Raw genomic sequence first — 12830 nt, forward strand, 5'->3', positions numbered from 1 at the left:
AACGATTTATCCAACGCGGTTTACAGCGGGTGCGACGGATGACAGGCCATCCGTCACGCATTCAACGCCCCTTGAACTGCGCCACATTGCCACTGCGCGCCTCGGGAGCCGGTACGCCGGCCACTCCCAGCCGCTCGCCACTCTGGGCATCGAACAGCAGCACCCGGGCCGGATCGAACTGCAGGGTCAGGCTTTCCCCGGCCTCGGGCGCCTGGTCCGGCGCCAGGCGGCAGCAGACCTTGGTGCCATTGAGGGTGACGAACACCAGGGTGTCTGGGCCGGTGGGCTCGACCACCTGGACTTCGGCGCGAATAGTCGGCAGGCCGTTGGCCTCGCCCGAGGCCAGGGCAATCTGCTCCGGACGGATGCCGAGGATCACCTCGCGGTCTTCCAGCCCGGCGTCCTGCGGCCCCAGGGGCAGCTCGCAACGGGCCTGGCCACTGTCCAGCAGGGCCAGCAGGCGGCCGTCCTTGCGTTGCAGGCGCAGGGGAATGAAGTTCATCGGCGGCGAACCGATGAAGCTCGCCACGAACAGGTTGGCCGGGTCGTTGTAGATCTGCTTCGGCGTGCCGAACTGCTGGATGATCCCATCCTTCATCACCGCCACCTTGTCGCCCAGGGTCATGGCTTCGATCTGGTCGTGGGTGACGTAGACCGTGGTGGTCTTCAGGCGCTGGTGCATCAGTTTCATTTCAGTGCGCATCTCGACCCGCAGCTTGGCGTCGAGGTTGGACAACGGTTCGTCGAACAGGTAGATCTTCGGCCGCCGCGCCAGGGCCCGGCCCATAGCCACCCGCTGCTGCTGGCCACCGGAAAGCTGGCCCGGTTTGCGGGTCAGCAGGTGCTCGATCTGCAGCAGCTTGGCCACCCGCGCCACTTCCGCGTCGATCTCGGCGGTGGGCATCTTGCGGATCTTCAGGCCGAAGGCGATGTTGTCGCGCACGCTCATGGTCGGGTACAGCGCGTAGGACTGGAACACCATGGCAATGTCACGGTCCTTGGGGCTCATGCCACTGATGTCGGCATCGTCCACCAGGATCGCCCCGCCACTGATGTGCTCCAGCCCGGCGATGCAGTTCATCAGGGTGGATTTGCCGCAGCCGGACGGGCCGACGAGGATCAGGAACTCACCGTCGTCGATCTTCAGCTCGATGTTCTTCAGGGTGTCCGGCAGCCCGGCACCGTAGGTCTTGTTGACGTTGCGTAATTCGAGAGTTGCCATGCTTTACCCCTTGACCGCGCCGGACGTCAGCCCGCGCAGGAAATACTTGCCGGCGAAGATGTAGACCAGCAGTGTCGGCAGCCCGGCGATCATCGCCGCCGCCATATCAACGTTGTATTCCTTGGCCCCGGTGCTGGTGTTGACCAGGTTGTTCAGGGCCACGGTGATCGGTTGTGCGTCGCCGCTGGCAAACACCACGCCGAAGAGGAAGTCGTTCCAGATCTGGGTGAACTGCCAGATCAGGCAGACCATGATGATCGGCACCGACATCGGCAGCAGGATCTTGCCGAAGATGGTGAAGAACCCGGCGCCGTCCAGGCGCGCCGCCTTGACCAGGGCATCGGGAATGCTCACGTAGTAGTTGCGGAAAAACAGCGTGGTGAAGGCCAGGCCGTAGACCACGTGCACCAGCACCAGGCCGGTGGTGGTGTTGGCCAGGCCGAACTTGCCGAGGGTGAACGAGGCCGGCAGCAGCACGGTCTGGAACGGCAGGAAGCAGCCGAACAGCAGCAGGCCGAAGAACAGCTGGGAGCCGCGAAAGCGCCACATCGACAGCACGTAGCCGTTCATTGCACCAATGAACGTGGAGATCAGCACCGCCGGCACGGTGATCTTCACCGAGTTCCAGAAGTAGCCGCCCACGGTGTCCCAGGCCTTGATCCAGCCGATGCCGTCCACCACCTGGGGCCAGCTCAGCAGGTTGCCGGTGCGGATGTCTTCGGGGGTCTTGAAGCTGGTCAGCAGCATCACCACCAGGGGAATCAAGTACACCGCCGCCGCCAGCAGCAAGGTGGCGTAGATGGCGATCCGACTGAAGTTCAGGGTCGGCTTGGCGAGGGAGTTAGTCATGACGCTTGCCTCGCAGTTCGGAGTACAGGTACGGCACCAGGATGGTCAGCACGGCACCGAGCATCAGCATGGCGCTGGCCGAGCCGATGCCCATCTGGCCCCGGCTGAAGGTGAAGGAATACATGAACATCGCCGGCAGGTCGGAGGAGTAGCCCGGGCCGCCCGCAGTCATCGCTGCCACCAGGTCGAAGCTCTTGATGGCGATGTGGGCGAGGATCATGAAGGCGCTGAAGAACACCGGGCGCAGGCTCGGCAGAACGATCTTCAGGTAGATGGTCGGCAGGCTCGCGCCGTCCACCTGGGCGGCGCGGATGATCGACTGGTCAACACCGCGCAAGCCGGCGAGGAACATCGCCATGACAAAGCCCGAGGCCTGCCACACGGCGGCAATCACCAGGCAGTAGACCACCCGGTCCTGATCCACCAGCCAGTCCAGGCGAAAGCCTTCCCAGCCCCAGTCGCGGAGCATCTTGTCCAGGCCCAGGCCGGGGTTGAGCAGCCACTTCCAGGCGGTGCCGGTGACGATCATCGACAGTGCCATGGGGTACAGGTACACGGTGCGAATGAAGCCTTCCTTGCGGATGCGCTGGTCCAGCAGCACCGCGAGGAACACCCCCAGCACCAGGCTGATGGCGATGAACATGCCGCCGAACAGCGCGAGGTTCTTGCTCGCCACCCACCAGCGGTCGTTGTCCATCAGCCGCAGGTACTGCTGCAGGCCGACCCACTTGTAGCTCGGCATGAAGCTGGAATTGGTAAAGGACAGAATGAACGTCCAGATGATGTAACCGTAGAACCCCACCAGCACGATCACCATGCTGGGCGCCAGCACCAGCTTGGGCAGCCAGCGCTGCAATGCGTCCAGGGGTGAGGCCTTGCTGAAAACCGCCACAGAGCTCATCGGGATAATCCAGTTGAAGGAATGAAGTCCGACGCGCCCTCTGTAGGAGCGAGCTTGCTCGCGATAGCGATCCAACCGTCGACATCCAGGGTGAATGTCAGGCCGTCATCGCGAGCACGCTCGCTCCTACAGAAGGGGGGGAAGCATCGTCAGATAAATCGCCGCAGGCGAACCTGCGGCGCCGGACCTTACTGCGCGGCCTTGACCGCCGAGGCCAGTTGCGCACTGGCCTTGGCCGGGTCCGCATCCTTGTCGTTCATGAAGTTGGTGACCACGTCGAAGATCGCGCCCTGCACCGCCAGGGAGGTGGCCATGTTGTGCGCCATGCTCGGCTGCAGGCCGCCGGTCTTCTCGTCCGCCAGGAAGTCCTTGGCCGACGCCTGGGCACAGGAGTCGAAGCCCTCGGCGCTCATGTCATTGAGCATGTCGGTGCGCACCGGGATCGAACCCTTGTTGATGCTGAAGACCTTCTGGAAGTCCTTGCCCAGGGCCACCTTGGCCAGGTCCTGCTGAGCGGCGATGTCACCCTTGCGATCGGCCTTGAGCTTGAACACCGCCAGGGAGTCGATGTTGTAGGTGAAGGCCTTGTCGGTGCCCGGGAACGGCACGCACTGGTAGTCCTTGCCGGCGATTTTCTTCGCCGCGGTCCACTCACTCTTGGCCCAGTCGCCCATCATCTGCATGCCGGCCTTGCCGCCGATCACGTCGGCCGCGGCGATGTTCCAGTCACGCCCGGCGCGGTTGGGGTCCATGTAGCCGGTGATCTTCTTCAGCTCGGCGAAGGCCTTGACCATTTCCGGACCGGCGAGGGTTTTCTGGTCCAGGTCCACCAAGGCTTTCTTGTAGCCTTCAGGGCCCATGACCGAGAGCACCACGTCTTCGAACACGGTGCTGTCCTGCCACGGCTGGCCGCCGTGGGCCAGGGCAATGAAGCCCGCGGCCTTGAGCTTGTCGCCGGCGGCGTAGAATTCTTCGAGGGTGGTCGGGGCCTTGTCGATCCCGGCCTTCTTGAACACTTGCGGGTTGATCCACAGCCAGTTGACCCGGTGGATGTTCACCGGCACGGCGACGTAGTCACCTTCGTACTTGACGGTGTTGGCCACCTTGGACGAGAGCAGGCCGTCCCAGTTTTCCGCCTTGGCCACGTCCTTGAGGGTGTCGGTGCTGAGCAGGCCGGTGCTGCCCCATTCCTGGATGTCCGGGCCCTTGATCTGCGCCACGCCCGGCGGGTTGCCGGCCACGGCGCGGCTTTTCAGCACGGTCATCGCGGTGGAGCCGCCACCGCCGGCCACGGCACCGTCCTTCCAGGTGAAGCCGTCTTTTTCCACTTGCGCCTTGAGCACATCGACGGCCGCTTTTTCACCACCCGAAGTCCACCAGTGGACAACTTCCACGGAACCTTTGGAGTCGGCGGCGAGGGCACTCAGGGGAAACAGAGAGGCAAGGGAAATGACAGTGGCGAGGCGAGAAATCGCATTCATCTGAAGTACCTTTCTTGTTGTTATGCATGCAAGTCTGGTGCTTGCGCTGCACACGAGTCTAAACAGCCTAGTCGAACGTTCGGGTAACGAAGCGACGGTGAAATGTCACGACATGGTTACACAAGGCCCGGAACAGACGCCTGGGCCAAGGCCGAAGCCAGGCTCGGCGCCAGCGGCAGGCGCGGAATCAGCACCGCCTGCCAGGCGTGATAGAGGTCCGGCTTGCCGCCCCAGATCTCGGCGGCCGGGCGATTGTCGCGGCCCAGTTCGTGATGCCAACTGCCCTGCTGGCGATCGATGAAATGCGCTTCGCAGAACTCCCAGAAACGCCGGTACCAGACCTCGTACTGCTGCTCGCCGGTGCGCTTGAGCAAGGCGCTGGCGGCGGCGCTGGCCTCGGCGTGAGTCCAGTGCAGGCGCTGGCGCACCACCGGCCGATTGTCCCAGTCCAGGGTGTAGACAATGCCCGGCGCGCCATCCACGTCCCAGCCGTGGCGGCAGTTACTCGCGAACAGGCGTTGCGCATCCAGCGCCAGCCAGCCCGGGGTCAGCATCCCGGCCAGGCCGCGCGACGCCTCCAGGTGCAAGAGCAGGCGTGCCCATTCGAAGCCGTGGCCCGGCGTGGTGCCGAAGGGCCGGAAACCATCGGCGGGAAAGGCCCGGTTGTAGTCGCGCAAGGGCTGCCAGCCACAGTCGAAATGCTCGATCACCATGAAGTCGTTGGCGGCGGCGTGCTGATGGATCACCCGCTCGACGATGCGCAGGGCGCGGTTGAGCCAGCGCGGGTCCTGGGTGACATCGGCCAGGGCCAGGAAGGCCTCGGTGGCGTGCATGTTGCTGTTGGCGCCGCGATAGGCTTCCAGCTCGCTCCAGTTGCGATTGAAGGACTCGAGCATGGCGCCCTCCTCCTCGCTCCAGAAATGCCCGTCGATGATTCGGATCGCTTCCTCAAGCAGGGCCTGGGCACCCGGCCGCTGCGCGACCACCGCGGAGCTGGCGGCCAGGGCGACAAAGGCGTGCAGGTAGGCGGCCTTGGTGCTGTTGCCATCCGCCTGCCCGGCAACCGCGAACCAGCCGCCGTGCTCGGCATCGCGCAACGGCCCCATGAGCGCGGCGATACCGTGATCCACCAGCCCGGCATAGCCGGGCAGGCCCTGGGCATGCGCCATGGCAAAGCTGTGGGTCATGCGCGCGGTGTTCATGGTTTCGGCCAGGGCGCCTTCGGGCAGGCGGCCCTGGGCATCGAGGTTGCCGAAGCCTTCGGCGAGCCGTGAAGCCTTGGCGAAATCCAGCAGGCGCAGGCCTTCGGCGGCGAGCCAGGCCTGATGTGCAGGTGCATTCAGCCAGCTGCCCAATGGCAGGGAAAGAGCGTCCATGGGTGACCTGTTGTTGTTTTTATCGAAGGCCTGAGTCTAATCAAGCCGCCCGCAACCGCAGGTAACGAAGAGCCCGCGCAATGTCACCGCCTGGTGACATTGCGCTGCACTGCAGGAGCCGGCTTGCCGGCGTCGCGGCCCTTGAATCCCGTAGTGCTCTTGAAGACGCCTTCGCTGGCACGCCAGCGCCTACGCAAGCCAGTCTCACGCCGACATCAGTCGAAGGTCCGGGGCAGGTACAGGGTCACGCGCAGGCCGCCTTCGCGCAGGTTCTGCAGGCTGACTTCGCCGCCATGGCTGTGGGCGATGTTGCGCGCGATGCCCAGGCCCAGGCCGTAGCCCTGCTGCTGGCCGGCCAGGCGGAAGTGCGGCTCGAACACCTGCTCCAGGCGCTGCTCCGGTACGCCCGGGCCTTCGTCGTCGACATGCAGGACAAAGCCGCTGTCGTCGTCTTCGATGTGCAAGTGGGCGTTCTGCCCGTACTTCAGGGCGTTGTCGATCAGGTTGCCCATGCAGCGCTTGAGCGCCAGGGGCTTGCCCGGGTAGCTGGCCAGCGCCCGCCCCTGCTGGGTCACCCGGCCGTTGCCGTGGGGCGCCAGGTAAGGCTCCACCAGGCAATCGAGCACCTGGTTGAGGTCCACTGGCTCGATGTTCTCGTGGATGTCGGTGTCCTTGACGCACTGCAACGCGCCCTTGACCAGCAGTTCCAGCTCGTCCAGGTCGCGGCCGAACTTGGCTTGCAGTTGCTCGTCTTCCAGCAGCTCGACCCGCAGGCGCAGGCGGGTGATGGGGGTGCGCAGGTCGTGGGAAATGGCACTGAACAGCTGGCTGCGCTCGGTCAGGTAGCGGCTGATGCGTTCGCGCATGCTGTTGAAGGCCCGCCCCACTTCCACCACTTCACTGCCACCGCCCTCCGCCACCGGCTCGACGTCGGCGCCCAGGGACATGTCCCGCGCGGCCCGGGCCAGGCGCTTGAGGGGCCGGCTCTGCCAGTGCACCAAGAGGCCGATGAACAGCAGCAAAAACCCGCTGGTGAGCAGGATGAACCACACCTGCTGCGCCGGCAGGCCCTGTTCTTCGAGGCTGGTGTAGGGCTCGGGCAGCAGCGAGGCGATGTACAGCCATTCCCCTGGGGCCATCTGGATCTGGGTCACCAGCACCGGCGGGTTCACCGGTTCCAGGGTCAGGGCGTAATGGGCCCAGGAGCGGGGCAATTCATCGAGCTTGAGGCCGCCATTGAAGATCCGCAGGTCATCGGGGCTGACAAAGGTCACGGAAATGTCCGCGTCATTGCCCAGGGACTGGCGCAGCACCTGTTCCACCGCGTGTAGCACGGCTTCTTTGCGTGGGGTGGCGGGCAGTACCTGCATGCCCAGGGGTTTGTCATTGAGGGTCACGACAAAGCGGGTGCCGCCCATGCTGCGCAACTGGTCGAGCACCAGGGGCCGGTACGCCACCGGCAACGAACGCAGGTAGCTGACGCTGGCGGTCATCGAATGGGCCAGGCTGCGGGCGCTGGTCACCAGGCCTTCGAGCTGGGTGGCGCGCAACTGCGAGACCCAGATCACGCTGGACAGCGCCTGGGCGAACAGCACCGCCAACAGGGTCAGGAGCAGCATGCGCCCCAACAGCGAGCGCGGCACCGGCAAGCGCCGGAGCAGCCTGCGTAACGCCTCAGTGAGCATTGCCGGCAACCACATTGGCTGCCAGCTGATAGCCGCTGCCACGCACGGTGCGGATCAGCCGCGGCGGCTTTTCCGTGTCCCGCAGGCGTTGGCGCAGGCGGCTGACCGCCATGTCGACGATGCGATCCAGGGGCATCAGGTCGCGGCCGCGAGTGGCGTTGCCGATGGTGTCGCGGTCGAGGATTTCCTGGGGGTGGTCAAGAAACAGCTTGAGCAGGGCGAAGTCGGCGCCGGAGAGAATCACTTCCTCGCCGTCGTTGTGAAACAGCCGGTGGCTGATCACATCCAGGCGCCATTCGTCGAAGCACAGCACGTCACCCGCGACCCGCTCCTGGGCGAACTGCACGCGCCGCAACAAGGCCTTGATCCGTGCCTGCAACTCCCGGGGGCTGAAGGGCTTGCCCAGGTAGTCGTCGGCGCCCAGCTCCAGGCCGATGACCCGGTCGGCCTCGTCGGAGCTGGCGGTGAGCATGATGATCGGCACCTGGCTGCGCTTGGCGTGCTGGCGGATCCAGCGGCACAGGCTGAAGCCGTCTTCATCGGGCAGCATCACGTCGAGGATCACCAGGTCACTGGGCGCCTCGTTCAGGGCCTGGCGAAAACCGGCCCCGTCCGCGGTGCTGCGCACCTGGAAGCCGCAGCGGCTGAGGTAGGTTTCCAGCAGCTCGCGAATTTCCTGATCATCGTCAACCAACAAAATCGACTTACTGACTGAACTCACCGGGGCCGTCCTTATTGTTAGGCAGGGAGCGCGATTATGCCTGATGGCGGGAGGCCTGTTACGGCCTGTACGCCCTGCTGCTCGGTGTCAGCCCTGGGCCTGCTCCAGGGCCACGCCGGCACCGGTCAGCCCGGAATAGGGCGCGGTCACCAGCCACACCGGGATGCCCTTGAAGTAATCGCTCATGCAGCCCTTGTCGGCAAAGCTCTTGGCAAAGCCGCTGTGGATGAAGAAGTCGGCAAAGCGTGGAATCACGCCACCGACGATGTACACCCCGCCCCGACCACCGGTGGTCAGCACGTTGTTGCCCGCCACCCGGCCCAGCCAGCAGCTGAACTGCTCCAGCACTTCACGGGCAATCGGGTCGCCGGCCAGGCCGGCCGCGGTGATGGCTTCGGGGGTGTCGAGGCACGGTTCATGACCGTCCACCGCGCAGATCGCCCGGTACACCCGGGGCAGGCCGCCACCGCTGAGGGCGGTCTCGGCGCTGACATGGCCAATCTCATCGTGGATGTGCTGCCACAGTTGGGTTTCCCGAGTGCTGCTCAGGGGCAGGTCGACATGGCCTCCCTCCCCCGGCAAGGCCAGGTAGCGGCCATCGCCGAAATTCAGCAGGGTGCCCACGCCCAAGCCCGTGCCCGGGCCGATCACCACCGCCGGACGCTGGGGTTCGGCAACGCCCTCGCAGACCACGCGAAACTCGCCGGGTTGCAGGCGGGTCATGCCCAGGGCCATGGCCGAGAAGTCATTGACCAGCAGCAGTTGGTCCACCTGCAGCGTCTGGCAGAAGGCCTGTCGGCTCAGGCGCCAATGGTTGTTGGTGAAACGAAATTCGTCGCCACTGACCGGGCCGGCCACCGACAGGCACACCGAACCGATGGCGCCCAGGGCCAGGCCCTGGGCACGCAGGTAGGCCTTGATGGCGTCTTCCGGGCAGCGGTAGTCCGCCGTCGCGTGGACTTCGATCGCCTCCAGCTGTTGGTCTTTCCACAACGCAAAGCGCGCGTTGGTGCCACCGATATCACCGACCAGGGCCAGTTTCACTTGAGTGTCTCCAGGGCAGAGGTAAAGGCGCTGGCGCCCTGCTCCGCCGAGCTGAAGGCCATGCGCATGAACGCGAAGAGTTCGCGGCCGGTGCCGACGTTGTTGCCCAGCAGGCCCTTGGCCGGTTCACGGGCGGCAAATTCGGCGGCGTCCACCTTAAGCTCCAGCGTGCCCTTGACGCCATCCACGCGAATGATATCGCCGTCCACGACCCGCGCCAGGGCGCCACCCACCTGAGCTTCGGGGCTGACGTGAATGGCCGCCGGGATCTTGCCCGAAGCGCCGGACATGCGCCCATCGGTGACCAGCGCCACCTTGAACCCCCGGTCCTGCAGCACCCCGAGGAATGGGGTCATCTTGTGCAGTTCGGGCATGCCATTGGAACGCGGGCCCTGGAAGCGCATCACCGCGACGAAATCTTTCTCCAGCAGGCCGGCCTTGAACGCATCGGCCAGGTCCTGCTGGTCCTGGAACACCACGGCCGGGGCTTCGACGATCTGGTGCTCCGGGGCCACCGCGGACACTTTCATCACCCCGCGACCGAGGTTGCCTTCCATGACCCGCAAGCCGCCTTCCGGGGAAAACGCCCGGGCCACCGGCCGCAGGATGTTTTCGTCGAGGCTTTCGATCGGGCCGTCGCGCCACACCAGCTTGCCGTTGTCGAGGAACGGCTCCTGGGTGTAGCGGCGCAGGCCGCGGCCGGCCACGGTGTTGACGTCCTCGTGGAGCAGGCCGGCTTCCAGCAGCTCACGGATCAGGAACGACATGCCGCCCGCCGCCTGGAAGTGGTTGATGTCGGCCTTACCGTTGGGATAGACGTGCGACAGGGTCGGCACCACCTCGGACAGGTCGGCCATGTCCTGCCAGGTCAGCTGGATGCCCGCCGCCTGGGCAATGGCCGGCATGTGCAGGGTGTGGTTGGTGGAACCGCCGGTGGCGTGCAGGGCGACGATGGAGTTGACCAGCACGCGCTCGTCGACGATCTCGCCGATCGGCATGAAGTTGCCGCTCTGCTTGGTCAGGCGCGTGACCTGCTGCGCGGCTTCATGGGTCAGGGCGTCGCGCAGCGGCGTATTGGGGTTGACGAAGGAGGCGCCCGGCAGGTGCAGGCCCATGACCTCCATCAGCAGCTGGTTGGTGTTGGCGGTGCCGTAGAAGGTGCAGGTGCCGGGGCTGTGGTAGGACTTCATTTCCGACTCCAGCAACTCCTCGCGGCTGGCCTTGCCTTCGGCGTAACGCTGGCGCACATCGGCCTTCTGCTTGTTGGAGATCCCCGACACCATCGGCCCGCCCGGAACGAAGAGGGTCGGCAAGTGACCGAAGCGCAGAGCGCCCATCATCAGCCCCGGGACGATCTTGTCGCAGATCCCCAGCATCAGCGCGGCGTCGAACATGTTGTGGGACAAGGCCACTGCTGTGGACAAGGCGATCACCTCGCGGCTCGGCAGGCTCAGTTCCATGCCGGCCTCGCCCTGGGTCACGCCATCGCACATGGCCGGGGTGCCACCGGCGAACTGGCCCACCGAGCCGATTTCGCGCAAGGCGCGCTTGATCTGCTCGGGGAACACCTCGTAAGGCTGGTGCGCGGACAACATGTCGTTATATGACGAAACAATTGCCACGTTGGCCGCGTTCATCATCCGCAGGCTGTGCTTGTCGTCGGCGCCACAACCGGCCACGCCGTGGGCGAAGTTCGCACATTGCAGCTTGCCGCGTTGCGGGCCATCACTGGCGGCATCGCGGATCAGCGCAAGATAGGCCTGGCGAGTGGCGCGACTGCGGGCAATAAGCCGTTCGGTGACCTCAAGAACGCGGGGATGCATGTGTAGAACTCCAGGCTAACGGATGTGGCGACCTGTTTGTCTATGCTGATCAGACGCACCGCCACTCAGAGACAGCGGAGGAGTTTCTGACCATTTGGACCAGTTGATTCAGGTCACTCGTTGTAGATAAGACAAAATATTGCCACTAAAAAGGCTTGTTTTCTATTTCTATGCGAATAATCTTGTAATTCCAACAACAAATTCAACGACAGGCGTTTGCACATGACTCTTCGAATCGCAATCAATGGTTTTGGCCGTATTGGCCGTAACGTCCTGCGCGCACTCTATACCCAAGGCTATCGTCAGGATCTGCAGATCGTCGCCATCAACGATCTGGGGGACAGCGCGATCAATGCCCACCTGCTGAAATACGACACCGTGCACGGCACTTTCGATGCCGAAGTCCAGCATGACCAGGAAAGCCTGACGGTCAACGGCGACCGCATCGCCGTCAGCGCCATCCGCAACCCGGCCGAACTGCCTTGGGCCGCGGAAAAGATCGACGTGGTGTTCGAATGCACCGGCCTGTTCACCGACCGCGCCAAGGCCGCCGCCCATCTTACTGCCGGCGCCCGCAAGGTGATCATCTCGGCCCCGGCCAAGGGCGCCGATGCCACCGTGGTCTACGGGGTCAACCACGACATCCTGCGCCAGTCGCACCAGATCATCTCCAACGCGTCGTGCACCACCAACTGCCTGGCCCCGGTAGCTCAGGTGCTGCACCGCGAGCTGGGCATCGACAACGGCCTGATGACCACCATCCACGCCTACACCAACGACCAGAACCTGACCGACGTCTATCACAGCGACCCGTACCGCGCCCGTTCGGCCACCCAGAACATGATCCCGAGCAAGACCGGCGCCGCCGAGGCGGTGGGCCTGGTATTGCCGGAACTGGCCGGCAAGCTGACCGGCATGGCGGTGCGCGTGCCGGTGATCAACGTATCCCTGGTGGACCTGACCGTGACCCTCAAGCGCGACACCACCGCCGAAGAGGTCAACGCCCTGCTCAAGAGCGCCAGCCAGCACTCGACGATCCTCGGCTACAACACCCTGCCGCTGGTCTCCAGCGACTTCAACCACAACCCGCTGTCGTCGATCTTCGACGCCAACCACACCAAGGTCAGCGGCGGGCGCTTGCTCAAGGTGCTGGCCTGGTACGACAACGAGTGGGGCTTCTCCAACCGCATGCTGGATAACTGTCTGGCCCTGTGCAACGCGGAATAAAACGGACAGTCGTCGATGATCGGTATCAGTTTCACGCAAAAGACCGTGGCGGCGCGCAAGCGCATCGCCCTGGTCGCGCATGACCATTGCAAAGCCTTTCTGCTGGACTGGGCCGAGCGGCAGAAGTCACGGCTGGCCGAACATCAACTGGTCGCCACCGGCACCACCGGGCTGCTGCTGAGCAAACGCCTGGGGCTGCCGGTGGAAAGCATGATCAGCGGCCCTTTGGGCGGCGATCAGCAACTGGGAGCGCAGATCGCCGAACAGCGGGTCGACCTGCTGGTGTTCTTCTGGGACCCCTTCGAGCCCCAGCCCCACGACCCGGACATCAAGGCCCTGCTGCGCGTGGCGGCGGTGTGGAACATTGCGGTGGCCTGCAATGAATGCAGCGCCGACTACCTGCTCAGCAGCCCGCTGATGAACCAGGCCCACGAGCACCGGATTCCCGACTACCCGGCCTACCTGGCCGGCCGAGGATAATTCACGCAAGGCTTGACCATT

11 protein-coding genes are annotated in these 12830 nt (G+C 64.6%); 2 read left to right on the forward strand and 9 right to left on the reverse strand.

Annotation, left to right across the window (positions count from 1 at the left end; genetic code table 11):
- Window positions 1-61: 61 nt before the first annotated feature.
- The 9 genes from LXM55_RS10635 to edd all read right to left on the reverse strand — a co-directional run bounded on the left by LXM55_RS10635 (window position 62) and on the right by edd (window position 11102).
- Window positions 62-1222 carry an ABC transporter ATP-binding protein gene (locus LXM55_RS10635; protein WP_233320334.1) on the reverse strand — a complete coding sequence of 387 codons (1161 nt, stop codon included), beginning with the start codon at window positions 1220-1222 and terminating at the stop codon, window positions 62-64.
- A gap of 3 nt (window positions 1223-1225) precedes the next feature.
- The gene (locus LXM55_RS10640; RefSeq protein WP_047305723.1) at window positions 1226-2071 is read right to left on the reverse strand and encodes a carbohydrate ABC transporter permease; all 846 of its coding nucleotides are present in this window, start codon (window positions 2069-2071) and stop codon (window positions 1226-1228) included.
- A complete protein-coding gene (locus tag LXM55_RS10645; RefSeq protein ID WP_060840679.1) occupies window positions 2064-2972 on the reverse strand; it encodes a carbohydrate ABC transporter permease in 909 nt (302 codons plus the stop codon). The genes LXM55_RS10640 and LXM55_RS10645 overlap by 8 nt, the downstream gene beginning before the upstream one ends.
- Window positions 2973-3160: 188 nt before the next feature.
- Complete coding sequence (locus LXM55_RS10650) at window positions 3161-4453, reverse strand: ABC transporter substrate-binding protein (RefSeq protein ID WP_060840680.1); 1293 nt, start codon at window positions 4451-4453, stop codon at window positions 3161-3163.
- A 116-nt stretch (window positions 4454-4569) separates the two neighbouring features.
- On the reverse strand, window positions 4570-5829 hold the full coding sequence (locus LXM55_RS10655; protein ID WP_233320335.1) for a D-mannose isomerase: 1260 nt from the start codon (window positions 5827-5829) through the stop codon (window positions 4570-4572).
- Window positions 5830-6044: 215 nt separating this feature from the next.
- Window positions 6045-7514, reverse strand: coding sequence for an ATP-binding protein (locus LXM55_RS10660; protein ID WP_267924240.1), 1470 nt, complete (start codon window positions 7512-7514; stop codon window positions 6045-6047).
- Window positions 7504-8235 (reverse strand): response regulator, encoded by a 732-nt coding sequence (locus LXM55_RS10665; protein WP_233320336.1) that lies wholly within the window; start codon window positions 8233-8235, stop codon window positions 7504-7506. The genes LXM55_RS10660 and LXM55_RS10665 overlap by 11 nt, the downstream gene beginning before the upstream one ends.
- Window positions 8236-8322: 87 nt before the next feature.
- Window positions 8323-9279 carry a glucokinase gene (locus tag LXM55_RS10670; protein ID WP_233320337.1) on the reverse strand — a complete coding sequence of 319 codons (957 nt, stop codon included), beginning with the start codon at window positions 9277-9279 and terminating at the stop codon, window positions 8323-8325.
- Window positions 9276-11102, reverse strand: a complete 1827-nt coding sequence (gene edd, locus LXM55_RS10675) for a phosphogluconate dehydratase (protein WP_233320338.1) — start codon at window positions 11100-11102, stop codon at window positions 9276-9278. The genes LXM55_RS10670 and edd overlap by 4 nt, the downstream gene beginning before the upstream one ends.
- A gap of 222 nt (window positions 11103-11324) precedes the next feature.
- Here edd and gap point away from each other — a divergent pair, with 222 nt between their 5' ends.
- Complete coding sequence (gene gap, locus LXM55_RS10680; RefSeq protein ID WP_233320339.1) at window positions 11325-12329, forward strand: type I glyceraldehyde-3-phosphate dehydrogenase; 1005 nt, start codon at window positions 11325-11327, stop codon at window positions 12327-12329.
- Window positions 12330-12344: 15 nt separating this feature from the next.
- The gene (locus LXM55_RS10685; protein ID WP_233320340.1) at window positions 12345-12809 is read left to right on the forward strand and encodes a methylglyoxal synthase; all 465 of its coding nucleotides are present in this window, start codon (window positions 12345-12347) and stop codon (window positions 12807-12809) included.
- Window positions 12810-12830 lie beyond the last annotated feature (21 nt).

The organism is Pseudomonas sp. Au-Pse12 (genome assembly GCF_021341665.1).
Taxonomy (GTDB): domain Bacteria; phylum Pseudomonadota; class Gammaproteobacteria; order Pseudomonadales; family Pseudomonadaceae; genus Aquipseudomonas.

Excerpts from the sequence above, each read along its gene's own strand:
- LXM55_RS10635 (WP_233320334.1), bottom strand. The coding sequence starts at position 1,222 with ATGGCAACTCTCGAATTACGCAACGTCAACAAGACCTACGGTGCCGGG.
- LXM55_RS10640 (WP_047305723.1), bottom strand. The coding sequence starts at position 2,071 with ATGACTAACTCCCTCGCCAAGCCGACCCTGAACTTCAGTCGGATCGCC.
- LXM55_RS10645 (WP_060840679.1), bottom strand. The coding sequence starts at position 2,972 with ATGAGCTCTGTGGCGGTTTTCAGCAAGGCCTCACCCCTGGACGCATTG.
- LXM55_RS10650 (WP_060840680.1), bottom strand. The coding sequence starts at position 4,453 with ATGAATGCGATTTCTCGCCTCGCCACTGTCATTTCCCTTGCCTCTCTG.
- LXM55_RS10655 (WP_233320335.1), bottom strand. The coding sequence starts at position 5,829 with ATGGACGCTCTTTCCCTGCCATTGGGCAGCTGGCTGAATGCACCTGCA.
- LXM55_RS10660 (WP_267924240.1), bottom strand. The coding sequence starts at position 7,514 with ATGCTCACTGAGGCGTTACGCAGGCTGCTCCGGCGCTTGCCGGTGCCG.
- edd (WP_233320338.1), bottom strand. The coding sequence starts at position 11,102 with ATGCATCCCCGCGTTCTTGAGGTCACCGAACGGCTTATTGCCCGCAGT.
- gap (WP_233320339.1), top strand. The coding sequence starts at position 11,325 with ATGACTCTTCGAATCGCAATCAATGGTTTTGGCCGTATTGGCCGTAAC.
- LXM55_RS10685 (WP_233320340.1), top strand. The coding sequence starts at position 12,345 with ATGATCGGTATCAGTTTCACGCAAAAGACCGTGGCGGCGCGCAAGCGC.